This window comes from Haemophilus pittmaniae (assembly GCF_900186995.1).
Classification (GTDB): Bacteria; Pseudomonadota; Gammaproteobacteria; order Enterobacterales; family Pasteurellaceae; genus Haemophilus_D; species Haemophilus_D pittmaniae.
Map to the genome: position 1 here is coordinate 592,874 of NZ_LT906463.1, position 17,803 is coordinate 610,676.

A 17,803-nucleotide genomic window follows, 5' to 3' on the forward strand; every position below is an offset into this window, starting at 1 on the left:
AGAAATAAGATGGCAGGTGCAAAAGAGATAAAAACCAAAATTGCCAGTGTCCAGAGTACACAAAAAATTACGAAGGCAATGGAAATGGTGGCGACCTCGAAAATGCGTAAAACGCAGGATCGTATGGCGGCGTCTCGTCCGTATTCTGAAACAATACGTAATGTTATCAGCCACGTAGCGAAAGCAAGTATCGGTTATAAACATCCATTTTTAATCGAACGTGAAGTAAAAAAAGTGGGTATTTTAGTTGTTTCTACTGACCGTGGAATGTGTGGCGGTTTGAATATTAACTTGTTCAAAACCGTCATGACGGAAATTAAACAATGGAAAAATAAAGGCGTAAATGTTGAATTGGGTCTAATTGGTTCAAAAGGCATTAACTTTTTTCGTTCATTGGGATTATCCGTACGTGGACAACATTCTGGTTTAGGTGATAATCCAACATTGGAAGAATTGATTGGTGTAGCAACAGGAATGTTTGATGCTTATAAAAATGGTGAAGTAGATGCTATTTATATTGCATACAACAAATTTGTAAATACCATGTCGCAAACACCAAACTTCCAACAATTGGTTCCGTTACCTGCACTAGAAACCGATAACTTAAATGAAAGACAAAGTGCTTGGGATTACCTTTATGAGCCAGATCCAAAAGTTTTATTGGATAGTTTATTGACTCGTTATTTGGAATCTCAGGTATATCAATCCGTGGTGGATAATCTTGCTTCTGAACAGGCTGCGCGTATGGTTGCGATGAAAGCTGCAACCGATAATGCGGGTAACTTAATTAATGACTTGCAATTAGTTTATAACAAAGCTCGTCAAGCAAGTATTACAAATGAATTAAATGAAATTGTAGCCGGTGCGGCAGCAATTTAAGGAAAAGAGGAACGGTAATGGCAACAGGTAAAATAGTTCAAATCATCGGTGCGGTGATTGACGTTGAATTTCCACAAGATGCAGTACCAAAAGTTTATGATGCATTAAAAGTTGAATCAGGCTTAACCCTTGAAGTTCAACAACAATTAGGCGGTGGTGTGGTTCGTTGTATCGCACTCGGTACGTCTGACGGTTTAAAACGTGGCTTAAAAGTTGAAAATACTGGTAATCCTATTCAAGTACCGGTAGGAACTAAAACCTTAGGCCGTATTATGAACGTACTAGGTGAACCAATTGATGAGCGTGGAGAAATTGGCGCAGAAGAAAATTGGTCTATTCATCGTGCAGCACCAAGCTATGAAGAGCAATCAAATAGTACCGAGTTATTAGAAACAGGTATTAAGGTTATCGATTTAATCTGTCCATTTGCTAAGGGTGGTAAAGTTGGTTTATTCGGTGGTGCAGGTGTAGGTAAAACCGTAAATATGATGGAATTGATCCGTAATATTGCGATTGAGCACTCTGGTTACTCTGTATTTGCTGGTGTAGGTGAACGTACTCGTGAAGGTAACGACTTCTACCATGAAATGACAGAATCTAACGTGTTAGATAAAGTATCCTTAGTTTACGGTCAGATGAATGAGCCACCAGGTAACCGTCTTCGTGTTGCATTAACTGGTTTAACCATGGCTGAAAAATTCCGTGACGAAGGTCGTGATGTATTATTCTTCGTGGATAATATTTATCGTTATACCCTTGCTGGTACAGAAGTATCTGCGTTATTAGGTCGTATGCCATCAGCGGTAGGTTACCAACCAACATTAGCTGAAGAAATGGGGGTATTGCAAGAACGTATCACATCAACCAAAACCGGTTCTATTACCTCCGTTCAAGCGGTATACGTACCAGCGGATGACTTAACTGACCCATCTCCGGCAACAACCTTTGCTCACTTAGACTCAACTGTTGTATTAAGCCGCCAAATTGCGTCTTTAGGTATTTATCCTGCAGTTGACCCATTGGATTCTACTTCACGTCAATTAGATCCATTAGTAGTTGGTCAAGAGCACTATGATGTTGCTCGTGGCGTACAAGGTATCCTACAACGCTATAAAGAGCTCAAAGATATCATTGCTATTCTTGGTATGGATGAATTGTCTGAAGATGACAAACTTGTGGTGGCTCGTGCACGTAAAATTGAACGTTTCTTATCACAGCCATTCTTCGTTGCCGAAGTGTTTACCGGTTCTCCTGGTAAATATGTGTCATTAAAAGACACTATTCGCGGTTTCAAAGGTATCTTAGACGGTGAATACGACCATATTCCAGAACAAGCGTTCTACATGGTAGGTTCAATCGAAGAAGTGCTAGAAAAAGCCAAAAATATGTAATCACTTCAAGTCATTGAAGGAGAACAAAAATGGCAACATTAAAACTCGTTATAGTGAGTGCGGAGCAGAAAATCTTCTCGGGTGAGGTTAAACAACTTCAAGCTACAGGTGTAGAAGGTGAGCTTGGAATTTTACCAGGTCATACGCCGTTATTAACGGCAATTAAACCTGGTATTGTGAAACTGACTTTGGAAGATGGTACGGAAGAAGTTATTTATGTTTCCGGTGGTTTCTTAGAAGTACAACCAACAGTTGTTACTGTACTTGCCGATGTGGCAATCCGCGGTACGGAACTTGATTCTAATCGAATTTTAGAAGCAAAACGCCGAGCTGAAGAAAATATTGTGGCTCACGTTGCTGATGCGGATCATGAACTTCTTGTGGCTAAACTGTCCAAGGAACTGGCAAAACTTCGTGCTTACGAACTTACTGAAAAATTAGTTAAAAACAAACGCTAATTAGCTTTTGTTAAATAGCGGTTAATTTTCGCGGCTAATCTCCCAAAGATTAGCCGCTTTTTATATACATCAAAATAGATTGTTGTTTTCAAGGATAAAATAATAGATTCGGTAAATTAGCATTTTTTACTAATGAAGAGATAATGTGACATATTTGTTTTTAATATTGATACCAATGGGAATAATTTTACTAATTATTGGTATTAGAAACACCATTCGTTTAGCCAATACAGAATTGTTATATGAAATGTCTTGTACAAATGAGGATGGAGCTTTTTTCTTGAGTAAGGAAAAATATGGGCTATATAGCAATAAAAAAGACCGCGTTTCGGCGGCCTAAGATTTAAATATTTAAATTGATGGCATCATCAATAAAGTATTGATTCATTTCAAAGGCCGGTTTGGCACCTTTATCTTTACTAATAATCTTAGCGGGCACACCGGCTGCGGTGGCATATTCAGGAACTGGTTGCAAAACTACAGAATTTGCACCGATTTTGGCATATTTTCCCACTTCAATATTACCAAGAATTTTTGCTCCAGCACCAATCATCACTCCTTCTCGTACTTTCGGATGGCGATCGCCAGATTCCTTACCGGTACCACCCAAGGTAACACCCTGTAAAATAGATACATCATTTCCTATTACTGAAGTTTCGCCTACAACAATACCCGTGGCATGGTCAAACATAATGCCATGGCCGATCTGAGCCGCTGGATGAATATCGACATCAAAAGCTACAGAAATCTGGTTTTGTAAATAAAGCGCTAAAGAGCGACGGTTTTGTTTCCATAGGAAATGCGTAATTCGATAACTTTGCAATGCATGAAAACCTTTTAAATAGAGCAATGGTGTTGACCATAAATCAACGGCCGGATCACGTTGACGTACTGCTCGAATATCACAAGCGGCACATTCAATGATACTTGGTTGTGCCTGGTAAGCCTCTTCAATAATTTCCCGTAAGGCAATTGCCGGCATAATGGCATTAGCTAACTTATTAGCCAAAATATAGCTGAGCGCACTACCTAAATTTTGGTGTTTTAAAATAGTGGAATGAAAAAAACTAGCCAACATAGGCTCGTTGCTTGCTAATTGTTGTGCTTCATGACGAATATCTTTCCAAACTTCCAAAGCCATGCTCATTCTCCTTTTTGTTCCCTTCCGAGTAAGGTTAAAACAACCTCTTGTGCACTTTTTCCACAAAATAGCATTTGATAAATTTGCTCGCTAATTGGCATTTCGACACCTTGTCGTTGAGCTAATAAATAGGCTTCTTTAGTGTTATAAAATCCTTCCACAATTTGCCCTATTTCATCCATTGCCGCCTGTGCGGAAACACCCTGTCCTAGCATTAAACCGAAACGGCGGTTACGTGATTGGTTATCTGTACAAGTTAATACTAAATCACCCAATCCGGACATGCCCATAAAGGTTGTTGGATTTGCGCCCATAACAACTCCTAGTCGACTGATTTCGGCGATACCTCGTGTAATCAATGCCGTACGTGCGTTTGCTCCGAATCCCATTCCGTCGGAAATACCGGCACCAATAGCGATCACATTTTTAATAGCCCCACCCAATTGCACTCCAACCATATCATGATTGAGATAAACCCTGAAATTTTTACTGCAATGGATGCGTTGCTGTAACTGTTGGGCAAATTGCTGATCCGCAGAAGCTAGAGTAATTGCTGTCGGCAAGCCTTGTGCCAATTCTTTGGCAAAGGTTGGACCGGATAATACGGCGAGTGGGTAGGTTGTACCTAAGATCTCTTCGACTACATTTTGTAGTAAGCGTCCGCTATTGCGTTCCAAACCTTTGGTTGCCCAAACTAATCTGTGATGAGGTTGTAAATATGGCTTAATGGCCAATAAGGTTTCATTAAAAGCATGACTTGGAACAACAATTAAAATATCTTGGGAGGCCTGAATAGTTTTAGCTAAATCGGATTCTAAATGTAATTTCTCAGGAAAATCGATACCGGCCAAAAAACGACGATTTTGACGTTCCTGCTGCATTTGCTCTATATGGGCCGCATTATGACTCCATAGATGCACTGGTGAACCATTACGACTAAAAGAAATTGCCAAAGCAGTACCATAAGAACCGCTACCGAGAATGCTGATTGGATTCATAGTTTTCAGATAAATAAAAGGCAGACGCGATGTCTGCCTGTTGTTGGATTAGTGTTTTACTTCCTCTTCCTGCGGTGCATTTTCGGCTGCAGCTTGCTGTTGATTCATATATTCAATAAACAAGGCATCGAAATTAACCGGAGAAAGATTCAGTGCTGGGAAGGTACCACGGTTGACTAGGCTTGAAATCAATTCACGCGCATAAGGGAAAAGCATGCCTGGACATTGAGAAGTGAGGCAGTGAGCCATTTGCACTTCTTCCAAACCACTAATAGTGAATACGCCGCATTGTTTCACTTCACAAATGAAAGCAACATCACCGGAGTCTTCCATAGTGGTTTCAACAGAAATATTCAATGTCACTTCATAAAGATCATCACCCACCTGTACGGATTCGGTGCTTAGATCAAAGCCGAGTTTTGGTTTCCATTCTTGATGGAAAATATGTGGTAAATTCGGCGCTTCAAAAGACACATCTTTCACGTAAATACGTTGAATTTGTAAAACAGCTTGTTGTTCTTCGGTTGTAGCTTGATTTTGTTCGCTCATCGTAAATTCCTATTTATGTTTTTTTACTAAAGGTAAGTTAGCTCCGGCCCAGGCGGCAAGTCCGTCTTTTAATACGTAAACCTGAGTAAAGCCCTGTTTAGCCAATGATTCGGCACTATTGTTGGAAAGTGTACCGTTAACATCCACCACAATCAGCGGTTTTTCTTTGTGATGTTCGATTTTTCCGACATTTTGGCTTTTGATATCGGCCGGAATTAAATTGATACTGCCGATAATATGGCCGCGTTGAAATTCATCTAAAGAGCGTAAATCAACGACTAACGCTTCTTTATCATTCATTAGCGTGATAGCTTCGGCGTTTGAAATGGTTTTATATTTTTGAGTGGCGCCTTTTACTAAGCTGAGAATCGTCATTACGAAAACGGCAATCCAAGCCACGGTTAATAAAGTGTGTTTTTGGGCAAATTCAATTGCCTCAGGCATAAATTCTTGCATTTGACTCTCTGTCTTTTAGGTAAAACGTTAACAAAATGAAGGCCTAAGTATACCTGTAGTTAGGCTATCTTTCAAAAAGATTCTGGCTATTTGATTGTCTTATCAGCAAATTTTCCCAAGAAAATCGATTTTTAAATCATTTGTAATAAAATCAAATAGTTACATCATGTTTTTGCAAAAACTTTATTAATGGATAGGGCGTTTGCTTGGGCGGTAGGTATGCCAAATTAAAAAAATGCCGCACCAAATAACTCGGTGCGGCAGGTGTGATTAGGATAAGCGGCCGTTTTCGATGTTGATCACTTGGTCGCAAATGGCCAGAGTGGAACGGCGATGGCTTACTAAAATAATGAGTTTTTCGCTTTTTACCTGTTGCAAAGATTGCAAGATCATTGCTTCGTTTAAGCTATCCAGATTACTGGTTGGCTCATCTAACAAAATAATCGGTGCATTGTGCAAAAATGCACGGGCAATACCGATACGCTGTTTTTCACCATCGGATAAATTATCCCCCAACTCGCTCATTTTAGTTTGATAACCTTGCGGCAGACTGGCGATAAATTGATGAATTGATGCTAATTTTGCCGCCTCAACGATTTCTTCAAAGCTGGCATCACGTTTGGCTAAACGGATATTTTCTTCGATGCTTTCGTTGAAAATATAGCTTTGTTGGGTAATGTAAGCTGTATGTTGGCGTAAACTCACAGTATTAATCTGTTCAAGTGGTATACCATTAATACTGATTTGCCCTTGTTGTGGCGAATAAAAGCGCATTAATAATTTCAATAATGTACTTTTTCCACTACCGCTACGGCCATGAATCCCTAAAATTTGACCTTTTTGAAGAGATAAATTAATTCCGCTTAAAATTTGTTCAGAACCATAAGCAAAACTTAAATTACTTACTTCAAGACGATTAACATCGTTTAAATTAACGCCGTTTTGTACATCCGTTAATAGCGGTTTTTCCGCTAATAAATCAAGTACCCGTTCACCGCTTGCTAGAGTTTGTAACAAGTTGCTTGAGAGGTTACTTAAAGCAATCACCGGCCCATAGCTGGACATCAGCAAAATTTGCGCAGCCAACAGTACGGCGAAGTCGATTTGACCCTGCCAATATAGCGTAAGACCGCAGATCAGCATGAAAATGTTAAATAAGGATACGGCAATTTCTGTGTAAACCCTAACCTTGGCTTCTTGGCCTTTAATGCGTTCAAAGGCGGCATCAATTTGTTGACTACGTTCAAGAATTTCCGTTTGGCGAGGTTGTTCATAACCGAATAATTGAATTTCCTTCATCCCGCGGATACTGTCTAAGAAAAAGTCATTCATTTCCCCTACCAATTGACGGTAAAGACGGCCGTCTTCACGCGCCATGCGCGTGGTAATCATCGGTAAGAACAGGCCAATACAAAGATAAGCAGCAGCTGCAATTAAGGCAAAATAAACAGAAAAGTGGCCGAATACTACCAATAGAATCAGACTGGTTAAAAAGGCAATCAAGATTGGTGCAATGGTATGGGCATAGAAGACTTCCAACAATTCAATATCATTGGTAATCAATGACACCAGCTCCCCGGCCTGTTTATTTTGCAATTTATCAAATGCCAAGCGGCGTAAGGCACTAAACACTTTATCGCGTAGTAATGCCAATAATTTAAAGGCAATATAGTGCCCCGACATTTGTTCTAAATAACGTAAAACACCACGTGCAACCGCTAATACGACTAAGGCTGTGAGAATTTGTGAAAGCCCTAAATGGGTTGGAAAATCGAGTAAATTCGCTAATCCGGAAGCACCCAATGCCATAATAAAAATTGCGGCTAAGAAACCCAAGGTGCCCATAATCACAGTAAAGGCCATTATATGCGCTAGTGGTGCAACTAACTTAAGCAATTGCGCCATCACCAAAAATCCGTTTTTACGCATGGTTCACCTCTCTGATTTGTTCTAGGGATTTTTGTTGGTTAAACATTTGGGCATATTGTCCCTCTGCTGCTAACAGTTGGGCGTGATCCCCCTGTTCTAGCAAACGGCCTTTATCCAATAAATAAATTTGTTCAGCATGCACTGCATTGGCTAATCGATGGGAGATGAGCACGATCGTTTTATTAGCTTTCAGTTGTTGAATCATCTTCAAAATAATTTCTTCGCTTTCTATATCGATATTGCTGGTGGCTTCATCAAAAATATACATCTGGGCATCATGCAAGAGTGCTCGGGCAAGAGCCAATCGTTGGATTTGTCCACCAGATAGATTGCTACCGCGGCTTTGTAATAACATATCTAAACCACCATTTTGGCGTACGAAATCAGCCAAATTAACCTGTTCTAATACTTGATAGATTTGTTGTTCATCCGCTTGCGGATTGGCCATTAGCATATTTTCTCGCAGACTACCTTTAAAAACGTAGGATGAGTGACTTACTAGTGACACTTTGCGATAGAAATCATGGCGTTCCAATTGGTCGATAGATTGACCGTTAAACAGAATTTTGCCCTGCTGTGGTCGATAAAATCCCATTAAAAGTGCTGCCAAGGTTGATTTTCCGCAACCGCTTTTACCCACAAAAACCGTTAATTGGTTTGGCTTAATGGTGAGTGAGAGATTATCAATTGCTTTTTTCTCTTCGTTATAGGCGAATTGCAGCTGACGAACTTCCACTTCCATATGATAATTTTGCAGTAAATCCATGGTGTTTTTGGGATTATCAATAGGGGTATCAAGCAAGGTGAAGATTTTATCGGAAGCCGCTTTACCGTTCATTGCAACGTGGAAGAATGAACCTAAAAGTCGTAACGGAATAAAGAATTCTGAAGACAACAAGATAAATAGAATTACTGCAAAGACACCAATTTGTCCCGCCTGGAATTGCAATAGTGCGGTTAAAATACCGATTGCTGCACCACCGTATGCTAATAAATCCATAATAGAAACGGAATTGAGTTGCATGGTGAGTACTTTCATGGTGATTTTGCGGAATTGTTCAGCTTCAATATCCATTTGTTTTGCTTTATAGGCGTCATCTCGATAAATTTTTAAGGTCACCAAACCCTGTAAATTATCTAAAAAGCTACTCCCCAAACCAACATAAATTGACCAATATTTAGCCAATAATTTTTTTGCAATCTTATTCACTGCGATAATTGAAAAAGGAATTAAAGGTACACAGATGAGCAAAATTAACGAAGTTTTTAGGCTAAAGAAGACCAAGAAGGCAAACAGAGTCAATGGCGCCAATAGACTATAAAATAATTGTGGTAAATAGCGGCCAAAATAAATTTCTAATTGCTCCACCCCTTCAGAGGCAACCTGAATAATGGAAGCCGTAGGTTGTTGCTGTACTTGTGCTAAGGGCATTGCTGCCAATTTTTGATAAATCAAAGAACGCAATTGATGTTTGACATTAGTGGCAGCAAAATAAGATGTACGTACTGCTTTTTTCCCTGCAAAAACGCGCAAGCCGAGCGCAAGGAGCAGTAACACAATCCACGCAGCCGTGGCAAAACCGCCAAGTTCTTTTTGGTAAGCTGCCTGTAACAGGTAAGCAAACCCTACTGCACTAACGATAGCGCCGAGCAAAGCCAGCCAATTCCATAATACGGTACGCATAATCCATCGTTTACTGTCAGGAACGATGTTGATTAAACGCTTATCAATCATCATAAATTCATTCTCCTAGGTTATTTTTTAAATCCTGTTGATTATAAAAAATAATTTCCTATAATCCCAGGAAATTGAGAATTGTTTTTGTTAATATTCTCATTATGGAAATAGAAGTTTTCTATATGTGTGATTTTTATTTTAAAAATCAATTAATTAAATCTACTTATTTTACAGTTAACCGGAGCTTTTAATGCGGGATTTTAAATTTAATTTATTATCTGCTTCTTTACTTTTAACCTTTAGTTCATTGGCTGTTGCCGATGATAGTCAATTGGAACAAATCAATGTTTCTGCCGAGGTGCAATCCGCAGAGAATAGTACACCGCCGAAATTGGCCGAAACAGTGAAAAGCGCTAAAACCTTAGAAAAACAACAAGTGCAGGATACGAAGGATTTGGTTCGTTATGATCCTGGGGTAACTGTCGTTGAGGCTGGCCGTTTTGGTTCCAGCGGATTTGCCATTCGTGGGGTGGAAGAAAATCGAGTTGCGATTCAAATTGATGGCCTAGCCCAGGCTGAAACAATTTCTTCCCAAGGGTTTAAGGAGCTTTTTGAAGGTTATGGTAATTTTAATAATACCCGTAATAGCGCTGAAATTGAGACCTTAAAACAGGTCACCTTGCGTAAGGGGGCTGATTCTCTTAAAGCTGGTAGTGGTGCCTTAGGTGGCTCAGTAAGTTTTGAAACTAAGGATGCGCGAGATTACCTATTGGAGAAGAATTATTATGCTTCTTATAAAAGAGGTTATAACTCGGCGGATAATCAACACCTTAACACACTAACCCTTGCCGGCCGTTATAAAATGTTTGATGCAATTGTGGTTGGGACAACCCGCCGAGGTCATGAGCAGGAAAATTATGGCTATAGTGGTTATGATGAGCGTATTCAAGGTAAAACCCGTGAGAAAGCGGATCCATATCGTCGCAAATTAGATAGTCTGTTGGCTAAGGTTGCTTTTCAACCAGCAGAAAACCATCGTTTTTCGGTAATGGCGGATATTTATAAATTGGATTCCAAAGGGCATGATTTTTCTTATACTTTGAAGCCAAATACTCAGTATATGACCTATGATGAGCAGGAATTGCGCCATACTCACGATTCTGTGGAACGTAAAAACTTTGCTTTTAGCTATGAAAACTTTACTCAAACCCCGCTGTGGGATACGCTAAAAATCACCTATTCTCAACAAAAAATAACCAGCCGAGCCCGTACCGATGATTACTGTGACGGTAATGAAAAATGTCCATTTTCAACGAATCCGCTAGGGCTTCACTATAATCAGAATAACCAATTGGTTGGTAGTGATAATCAACCGGTAAGCTACCTAAACCGCGCAGAACAACGACTTCCAAATTCCGAAGAGATCGTTAATTTACCAACTCAACCTTATGATGGTTCGGAAAATAAAATTTATAAATGGCAACGGGTAGATTGGGATAATTTACCGGCCGGTTATACGTATGTGTACAAGGGATGTGAAACAGATTTCAGTCGCTGGACTAATCGTCCATCGGTTGGTGACACCACCCCTTGTGAGGCAACTTTAACCAAAATCGGTTCAACAATTCCTGCAGCCAGAACTTTGACCTTAAATGGTCAAACTTATGATTTATTAGGAAAAGATAGTGGTTTGATCAGTGATGAACAGATTGTCCGTACTAATACATCGAATGTCTTAAGTTGTGACGGGATTAATTGTGATAAGGGAAGCATTCAAGGTTTTCAACAGAATGGCACGCCAATTGATATTCCTTTTGAAGTGATTGAGCGTAACGGCCAAAAATTAGCGAAAACAGCAGCTCAATCCGGAGATAGTTTGACTGCGCCAATTTTTTTAGTCCCGAATAAACAGGGCTATCAATCCAATCTTTGGACTCAGCGAGATCTCACTTCCAAAACCAAGCAGCTTAATTTGGATTTAACCAAACATTTGCAATTTCTTAAGTTAGAGCATGATTTGTCCTATGGCGGTCTATGGTCTGAAATGACCAAGTCGATGACTAATATTTCCGGAGATACTCCGTTCAATGTGAAATGGTGGGCGCTTTACCCATCCAGTTGTGAAACCTTTTTGGAAGGAAAAAATCTTAATCCGGATAGACATAGTACGTTATGTGACAATCGCAATATTTATTCCTTCCTGATTCCGGTGAAAACTAAGAGTGGTGCAATTTATTTTATCGATGATATTCGCGTTACCGATAAAGTCGCCTTCCAACTAGGTTATCGTTATGATCGGGTTAGCTATCATCCTGAATATATTCCGGGTGTAACACCGAAAATTCCAGATGATATGGTGACTAATCTTTATGTGGCAGAGCCTTATTTTGATCCACTAAATCTGACGGATCCGGATAATTTGGCTAAGAAACAGGCTAATGCAGAAGCTAATATTCAACAGATTGCACAAAAGAAAAAATTCTCAGCCTCTTCCTATTCTTTCGGGGCAACTTTAGATCCATTGAATTGGTTTAGAGTGCAAATGAAATATGGTAAGGCTTTCCGTGCGCCAACTTCCGATGAAATTTACTTTACTTTCAAACATCCGGACTTTTCTATTTTGCCAAATAAGGATTTAAGACCGGAAACTGCGAAAACCAAAGAATTGTCGTTTACGCTACATCAACCGGAAATTGGACAGTTTACCGGATCGGTATTTGAAACCCGTTATCGTGATTTTATCGATTTATCCTATAAAGGTTTATATGGTTTGCAAGGCCATTCCAAATTGCGTCCATTCAATGTTTACCAAAACGTCAATCGACCGAATGCCAAGGTTTATGGCTTTGAATTACAAACTAATTTGCAGTTAGGCTATTTTGCTAAAGTATTGCAGGGCTTTAACTTCAGTTATAAATATATTTATCAAAAAGGTCGAATGGATGGCGATATTCCAATGAATGCGATTCAACCAAGAACAGCGGTTTACGGCATAGGTTATGCACATCCTGAGGATAAATTCGGTTTTGATCTTTACCTAACTCATGTTGCCGCGAAGGATGCTGAAGATACCTATAATATGTATTACAAAGAAGAGGGTAAGTCTGATACATATATTAAATGGCGCAGTAATTCCTATACAACGGTTGACTTGTTAGGATATTTCAAACCAATCAAAAATCTGACGCTACGTGCAGGTGTGTATAATTTAACCAATCGTAAATATATGACTTGGGATTCGGCCCGTTCAATTCGGCCTTTCGGTACTAGTAATATGATTGATCAGGAAAGCGGTGCGGGTATCAATCGTTTTTATGCATCCGGTCGTAATTATCGAATGTCGGTACAATTTGAGTTTTAAGCATTGAAAAAAGGGAAACCGAAGTCGGTTTCCCTTTTCGTTGCCTATTATTAAACGCCCTATCAAAAATCAAAGTTTTTACTAAAACGGTATGTAAGTTATTGATTTTAATGGTGTTTGTTTAAAAAATCAAATTTATGCCTTTAATAGCTCGGCAGCGGCGCCAACCACAACGGCTACGGCTTTTTCTTCCGTTGCCTTCATTGTGCTTTCGTTCGGGATTTCCTGTTGGGTGCGATTAACAATTACACCTGCCACCATACCAGCACGTAAACCGAGGGCATTACACATAGTAAATAGAGTGGCTGATTCCATTTCGTAATTCATTACATTGAGTTCCTGCCACTGTTTCAGTAAACCTTGGTAATCGCGATATACTTTACCACTATAAGTATCATAGCGCTCTTGGCCTGGGTAGAAGGTGTCAGAAGATGCCGTAATACCGACAAATGGGGTGATCCCTTGCGCTTTTGCTGCATTGAATAATGCGGTAGTACAGTCGAAATTGGCTACGGCCGGATATTCGATTGGAGCAAAGTGGCGGCTGGCACCATCCAGACGCACTGCACCGGTAGTGACTAGGATATCGCCGACATTAATATGTGGCTGAATCGCACCAGTGGTGCCGATGCGTAGGAATGTACGTACGCCGAGTTGTGCCAATTCTTCCACACAGATAGAGGTGGATGGTCCACCGATTCCGGTAGAGCACACCACAACCGGTTGGCCATTAAGATAGCCAAGCCAGGACGTATATTCGCGGGTGCTGGCTAAAAATTCTGGATTGTCCAGCCGTTTGGCGATACGTTCACTACGTGCCGGATCACCCGGGACGATGGCTAATGTGGCCCCTTTGAGTTGGGCTTTGGTAAGATTTAAGTGGAATACATCAGACATAGCGTTCTCCTATTTCGTTTGTTTTCGCAAGTAAGCAGCCATTGCGTGCTATTTTTTCAACGCGCCTAAAATGCCGCGCATAATTTGTTTAGTAACTTCGTTGCGAATATTGCGGCCGACCGATTTAGCCACGCTATTCACAATTTGTTCTGTTGGGCTGAGTTTATCACCGCGTTTCTGAGTGCCGAAGATCATACGGCTAAGACTACCGAAAAAGCCGCTTTCTTCCTGTGCTTGAGCTTGTTCTGCCTGTTTTTGCTGTACTGCGGCCAAATCCGCTTGGGCATTTAAAACTTCAAAGGCTGATTCATTATCCACATATTCTTTATAAAAAGCATATAACTCATCATCTTTTACCCATGCTTGACGTTGTTCTTCGGTAATTGGTGGGAGCTGACTTTTTGGCGGATAAATATACGCCGTTTCAACCGGTGTTGGCATTCCTTTTTCATCTAGGAAGGATACTAATGCCTGCCCCACGCCAAGGGTGGAAATCGTTTCTACCACGTTGACTTTAGGATTAGAACGGAAGGTTTCCGCGGCGGACTTAACTGCTTTTTGGTCACGTGGTGTGAATGCCCGTAGTGCGTGTTGTACACGGTTACCCAATTGACCCAATACGGTGTCCGGTAAATCGAGCGGATTTTGTGTGACGAAGTAAATGCCGACACCTTTTGAACGGATTAAGCGCACAACCTGTTCCACCTTATCGACTAATACGCTTGGTGCTCCATCGAATAGCAAGTGAGCTTCATCGAAGAACATTACAAAATTCGGTTTCTCGGGATCTCCCACCTCAGGTAATTGTTCGAAGAGTTCTGACATTAACCAAAGCAGGAAGGCGCTGTACATTCTTGGTGAATTAATCAGTTTTTCAGAATTTAATACATTGATCACGCCGCGGCCATCACGGGTTTGCAACCAATCCTGTAGGTTTAAAGCGGGTTCACCGAATAAATTCGCTGCACCTTCATTTTCTAAGGTGAGCAATGCCCGTTGAATTGCACCAACACTAGCGGCGGAAACATTACCATATTCAACTTGGAAGGTTTTGGCATTTTCTGCCACAAATTTCAGCATGGCACGTAAGTCTTTTAAATCAATCAGTAATAATCCCTGATCGTCAGCCACTCTAAAGACTAAGTTGAGTAATCCTTCTTGGGTGGCATTTAAATTGAGTAAACGGGAAAGTAACAATGGCCCCATTTCGGAAATAGTCGTGCGTAATGGAATGCCGGTTTCACCGAAAACATCCCAAAATGATACAGGATAGCCACTTAAGTAGCTTTCACCACCTAAATCGAATTTTTCGATCCGTTCAGCAATTTTGCCGCTAAAGGAGCCGGCTCTAACTAAACCCGATAAATCACCCTTTACATCCACTAAAAAGACGGGGACACCATCGTCGCTAAATGCTTCCGCCATTTTGCGTAAGGTAACGGTTTTGCCGGTACCTGTCGCTCCAGCGATCAGACCATGACGATTGGCCATTTTGCTATTAATACCAAGGGTTTGGCCATCCTCGGTACAGGCTAGACTGTATTGCATAAGAGTTCCTTTATAATCATAGGATAAATGGCCGCATAATATGTAAAAAAGCTGATGCGGTCAAAATCTTTGACTTTTCGGGTATAATCACCCTCCTTAAAAGTAAGGAAGGCAAATATGGCAGCAGCAAAAATCTTAATTATAAAAATTGGTCAGGTGGAAACTTTAACTTTCGCCGATGGTTCTCAGTACGCAAGCGCTATTCGCAAACAACCGGTTTCCATGGTCAAAATTCATTCGCTTGGCGCCGAGGGGAATGATGTTGGTTTGAAGGCACATCATGGCGGTGTGGATAAAGCGCTGTTTTTTATGTCCGATGTTTCCTTTCCTGCATTGAATACTTTATTAGGCGAGTCCTTTGATTTTTACGGTACGGCAATTTATGGTGAGAATTTTGTGGTGTCATCATTAAATGAAGATAATGTTTGCATAGGTGACCGTTATCAAATTGGCTCAACTTTATTGGAAGTGTCACAACCGCGTAAACCCTGTGAACGCCTTTCGAAAAATACGGCGAATGAGCAAACCCGCGATGTCGTTTATCAATCCGGCTGGTCTGGTTGGTATGTGCGTGTTGTGGAAGAGGGTGAGATTCATCAAGGTGATCCCCTTATCTTAATAAGTCGCCCGCATCCTGATTGGACAATCCGTCGTTTAAATCGTCAACTATCTGCACCTAGTTCCATGGCTGAATTAGAACAAGCGTTAGATATTGATGTATTGGCTGCTGCGTTTAAACGCTCGCTGGCGTCTCAATTAAGCAAATTACAACAAAAACAGGCGGTGACCAATGCAGCTTAATCCAGCTGAGCGTTGCCCTTGTCAATCGACATTGTCTTATCGGGATTGTTGTGGGCGTTTCCATGGCGGGGCACAGTTACCGCAGCATGCCGAACAATTAATGCGTTCCCGCTATACGGCATTTGTGTTAAAAAATATTCCCTATATTGTACAAACCACTGTGCCAAGCCAACAGATTTTGCTGGATGTTGCAGCGTTACAAGCTTGGGCGGATGAAACCCAATGGCTCGGATTGGAAATTATAGCAACAAAGGATTTAGATAAAGTTCATGCCTTGGTGGAGTTTAAAGCCTTTTTCCAAGATGAAGAGGGGCAACAGGAGCATCATGAACGCTCTATTTTTGTAAAAATCGATGGTCGTTGGTATTTTGTCGATCCAACGGTGGCATTACCGGCCAATAAACAGCCTTGTATTTGCGGTTCAGGCAAAAAATTTAAACATTGCTGCGGAGGTTTGTTGTGATGAAATGTGGCGCTTTTCTGAGGTTATTTTGGCAGCGTTTTCAGGAAAATAAATTAACCCAGGCCGCGGGTTCGCTGACTTATAGCACAATGCTGGCGATAGTGCCGTTGATTATGGTGGTATTTTCTATCTTCTCAGCATTTCCAGTTTTCAATGAGGTGACCGGAGTATTAAAGGAATTTATTTTTACCAATTTCGCTCCTTCCGCTAGTGATGTGGTAGGCCAATATATTGATGAATTCGTCAATAATTCCAAGCAAATGAGTGCGATTGGTATTGTTAGTTTAATTGTAGTGGCGTTGCTACTAATTCATTCCATTGACAATACCCTGAATGGAATTTGGCAGGATACCAGTAGCCGGCCGATTTTTACTTCCTTTGCTATTTATTGGTTGATTCTTACCTTAGGCCCACTACTTATTGGCACCAGTTTTGCGGCCAGTACCTATGTTAAATCTGTCTTTGAACAATCTGAAAACCTTTCTTTGGGGTTGAAATTATTGAGCTTTGTGCCATTTCTTTCGACTTGGTTTATTTTTACGCTGATTTATATGGTTGTGCCAAATAAAAAGGTAAGCATCAAACATTCTGCCGCCGGTGCATTAATCGCAGCTATTTTTTTCACGCTAGGGAAAAAGGCTTTTGCTTGGTATATCGCGACCTTTCCATCCTACCAATTAATTTATGGCGCAATGGCTACTTTGCCGATTATGTTGTTGTGGATTCAACTGAGTTGGACAGTTGTATTATTGGGAGCGCAATTGGCTGCAGTGTTATCGGAAGTGCATACAAGTATACAAAAAGAGGATAAATAATGATTGCTTTGATTCAGCGAGTGAGCACGGCAAAAGTTGAGGTTGAGGGTGAAGTTGTTGGCCAAATCGGGCGGGGACTATTAGTGCTGCTTGGGGTGGAAAAAGAGGATGATCGTGTAAAGGCGGATAAATTAGCGGAAAAAGTATTGAATTACCGTATCTTTAGCGATGAAAACGACAAAATGAATTTAAATGTTCAGCAAATTGGCGGCGAACTTTTGGTGGTATCACAGTTTACTCTGGCCGCTGATACGCAAAAAGGTTTGCGTCCAAGTTTTTCTAAAGGCGCAGCACCTGATTTAGCTGATGAGTTGTATCAATATTTTTCACAAAAATGTGCGCAGAGTATTCGGGTGGCTAATGGGCGTTTTGCCGCAGATATGCAAGTCAGTCTTACCAATGATGGGCCAGTTACGTTTTGGTTAAACGTATAAGCAAT

General features: G+C 40.7%; 16 protein-coding genes. 8 read left to right on the top strand and 8 right to left on the bottom strand.

Features of this window, described 5'->3' with window-relative positions; all coding sequences use genetic code 11:
* Positions 1 to 9 precede the first annotated feature (9 nt).
* Genes atpG through CKV74_RS03135 form a run of 3 tightly spaced genes read left to right on the top strand, consistent with a single transcriptional unit; the run spans position 10 to position 2,728 of the window.
* Complete coding sequence (atpG, locus tag CKV74_RS03125; protein WP_095176730.1) at positions 10 to 879, top strand: F0F1 ATP synthase subunit gamma; 870 nt, start codon at positions 10 to 12, stop codon at positions 877 to 879.
* Between the two features lie 17 nt (positions 880 to 896).
* Positions 897 to 2,270: a F0F1 ATP synthase subunit beta gene (atpD, locus tag CKV74_RS03130; protein WP_007242485.1), complete on the top strand. Its 1,374-nt coding sequence runs from the start codon at positions 897 to 899 to the stop codon at positions 2,268 to 2,270.
* A gap of 29 nt (positions 2,271 to 2,299) precedes the next feature.
* Positions 2,300 to 2,728, top strand: coding sequence for a F0F1 ATP synthase subunit epsilon (locus CKV74_RS03135; RefSeq protein ID WP_007242412.1), 429 nt, complete (start codon positions 2,300 to 2,302; stop codon positions 2,726 to 2,728).
* A gap of 343 nt (positions 2,729 to 3,071) precedes the next feature.
* Here the strand turns inward: CKV74_RS03135 and cysE are convergent, their stop codons facing one another.
* The 6 genes from cysE to CKV74_RS03165 form a co-directional block, all read right to left on the bottom strand.
* Positions 3,072 to 3,869, bottom strand: a complete 798-nt coding sequence (gene cysE / locus CKV74_RS03140) for a serine O-acetyltransferase (RefSeq protein WP_007242493.1) — start codon at positions 3,867 to 3,869, stop codon at positions 3,072 to 3,074.
* Between the two features lie 2 nt (positions 3,870 to 3,871).
* Positions 3,872 to 4,867 (bottom strand): NAD(P)H-dependent glycerol-3-phosphate dehydrogenase, encoded by a 996-nt coding sequence (gpsA, locus tag CKV74_RS03145; RefSeq protein WP_007242333.1) that lies wholly within the window; start codon positions 4,865 to 4,867, stop codon positions 3,872 to 3,874.
* Positions 4,868 to 4,915: 48 nt separating this feature from the next.
* Positions 4,916 to 5,416, bottom strand: a complete 501-nt coding sequence (secB, locus tag CKV74_RS03150) for a protein-export chaperone SecB (RefSeq protein WP_007242472.1) — start codon at positions 5,414 to 5,416, stop codon at positions 4,916 to 4,918.
* Positions 5,417 to 5,425: 9 nt separating this feature from the next.
* Positions 5,426 to 5,872, bottom strand: a complete 447-nt coding sequence (locus CKV74_RS03155; RefSeq protein ID WP_095176731.1) for a rhodanese-like domain-containing protein — start codon at positions 5,870 to 5,872, stop codon at positions 5,426 to 5,428.
* A gap of 270 nt (positions 5,873 to 6,142) precedes the next feature.
* Positions 6,143 to 7,801, bottom strand: a complete 1,659-nt coding sequence (gene cydC / locus CKV74_RS03160) for a thiol reductant ABC exporter subunit CydC (RefSeq protein ID WP_007242499.1) — start codon at positions 7,799 to 7,801, stop codon at positions 6,143 to 6,145.
* Complete coding sequence (locus tag CKV74_RS03165) at positions 7,794 to 9,539, bottom strand: ABC transporter ATP-binding protein/permease (RefSeq protein WP_095176732.1); 1,746 nt, start codon at positions 9,537 to 9,539, stop codon at positions 7,794 to 7,796. Before CKV74_RS03165 ends, cydC begins: the two co-directional genes overlap by 8 nt.
* 190 nt (positions 9,540 to 9,729) lie before the next feature.
* Here CKV74_RS03165 and CKV74_RS03170 point away from each other — a divergent pair, with 190 nt between their 5' ends.
* Positions 9,730 to 12,840 (top strand): TonB-dependent hemoglobin/transferrin/lactoferrin family receptor, encoded by a 3,111-nt coding sequence (locus CKV74_RS03170; RefSeq protein WP_095176733.1) that lies wholly within the window; start codon positions 9,730 to 9,732, stop codon positions 12,838 to 12,840.
* A 135-nt stretch (positions 12,841 to 12,975) separates the two neighbouring features.
* Here CKV74_RS03170 and udp read toward each other — a convergent pair whose 3' ends face one another.
* Positions 12,976 to 13,737 carry a uridine phosphorylase gene (gene udp / locus CKV74_RS03175; RefSeq protein ID WP_007242328.1) on the bottom strand — a complete coding sequence of 254 codons (762 nt, stop codon included), beginning with the start codon at positions 13,735 to 13,737 and terminating at the stop codon, positions 12,976 to 12,978.
* A 48-nt stretch (positions 13,738 to 13,785) separates the two neighbouring features.
* Positions 13,786 to 15,285: a helicase HerA-like C-terminal domain-containing protein gene (locus CKV74_RS03180; protein WP_007242474.1), complete on the bottom strand. Its 1,500-nt coding sequence runs from the start codon at positions 15,283 to 15,285 to the stop codon at positions 13,786 to 13,788.
* Between the two features lie 117 nt (positions 15,286 to 15,402).
* On the opposite strand from CKV74_RS03180, the gene CKV74_RS03185 reads away from it, so the two are divergent.
* The 4 genes from CKV74_RS03185 to dtd are packed head-to-tail and all read left to right on the top strand — an operon-like array spanning position 15,403 to position 17,798.
* Positions 15,403 to 16,086, top strand: a complete 684-nt coding sequence (locus CKV74_RS03185) for an MOSC domain-containing protein (protein ID WP_007242284.1) — start codon at positions 15,403 to 15,405, stop codon at positions 16,084 to 16,086.
* Positions 16,076 to 16,549 (top strand): YchJ family protein, encoded by a 474-nt coding sequence (locus CKV74_RS03190; RefSeq protein WP_007242439.1) that lies wholly within the window; start codon positions 16,076 to 16,078, stop codon positions 16,547 to 16,549. Before CKV74_RS03185 ends, CKV74_RS03190 begins: the two co-directional genes overlap by 11 nt.
* Positions 16,549 to 17,364: a virulence factor BrkB family protein gene (locus tag CKV74_RS03195; RefSeq protein WP_007242336.1), complete on the top strand. Its 816-nt coding sequence runs from the start codon at positions 16,549 to 16,551 to the stop codon at positions 17,362 to 17,364. The genes CKV74_RS03190 and CKV74_RS03195 overlap by 1 nt, the downstream gene beginning before the upstream one ends.
* Complete coding sequence (dtd, locus tag CKV74_RS03200) at positions 17,364 to 17,798, top strand: D-aminoacyl-tRNA deacylase (protein ID WP_007242308.1); 435 nt, start codon at positions 17,364 to 17,366, stop codon at positions 17,796 to 17,798. Before CKV74_RS03195 ends, dtd begins: the two co-directional genes overlap by 1 nt.
* Positions 17,799 to 17,803 lie beyond the last annotated feature (5 nt).

Bases quoted from the DNA above. Each gene is read 5' to 3' on its own strand.
- atpG (WP_095176730.1), top strand. From the start codon at position 10: ATGGCAGGTGCAAAAGAGATAAAAACCAAAATTGCCAGTGTCCAGAGT.
- atpD (WP_007242485.1), top strand. From the start codon at position 897: ATGGCAACAGGTAAAATAGTTCAAATCATCGGTGCGGTGATTGACGTT.
- CKV74_RS03135 (WP_007242412.1), top strand. From the start codon at position 2,300: ATGGCAACATTAAAACTCGTTATAGTGAGTGCGGAGCAGAAAATCTTC.
- cysE (WP_007242493.1), bottom strand. From the start codon at position 3,869: ATGGCTTTGGAAGTTTGGAAAGATATTCGTCATGAAGCACAACAATTA.
- gpsA (WP_007242333.1), bottom strand. From the start codon at position 4,867: ATGAATCCAATCAGCATTCTCGGTAGCGGTTCTTATGGTACTGCTTTG.
- secB (WP_007242472.1), bottom strand. From the start codon at position 5,416: ATGAGCGAACAAAATCAAGCTACAACCGAAGAACAACAAGCTGTTTTA.
- CKV74_RS03155 (WP_095176731.1), bottom strand. From the start codon at position 5,872: ATGCAAGAATTTATGCCTGAGGCAATTGAATTTGCCCAAAAACACACT.
- cydC (WP_007242499.1), bottom strand. From the start codon at position 7,801: ATGCGTAAAAACGGATTTTTGGTGATGGCGCAATTGCTTAAGTTAGTT.
- CKV74_RS03165 (WP_095176732.1), bottom strand. From the start codon at position 9,539: ATGATGATTGATAAGCGTTTAATCAACATCGTTCCTGACAGTAAACGA.
- CKV74_RS03170 (WP_095176733.1), top strand. From the start codon at position 9,730: ATGCGGGATTTTAAATTTAATTTATTATCTGCTTCTTTACTTTTAACC.
- udp (WP_007242328.1), bottom strand. From the start codon at position 13,737: ATGTCTGATGTATTCCACTTAAATCTTACCAAAGCCCAACTCAAAGGG.
- CKV74_RS03180 (WP_007242474.1), bottom strand. From the start codon at position 15,285: ATGCAATACAGTCTAGCCTGTACCGAGGATGGCCAAACCCTTGGTATT.
- CKV74_RS03185 (WP_007242284.1), top strand. From the start codon at position 15,403: ATGGCAGCAGCAAAAATCTTAATTATAAAAATTGGTCAGGTGGAAACT.
- CKV74_RS03190 (WP_007242439.1), top strand. From the start codon at position 16,076: ATGCAGCTTAATCCAGCTGAGCGTTGCCCTTGTCAATCGACATTGTCT.
- CKV74_RS03195 (WP_007242336.1), top strand. From the start codon at position 16,549: ATGAAATGTGGCGCTTTTCTGAGGTTATTTTGGCAGCGTTTTCAGGAA.
- dtd (WP_007242308.1), top strand. From the start codon at position 17,364: ATGATTGCTTTGATTCAGCGAGTGAGCACGGCAAAAGTTGAGGTTGAG.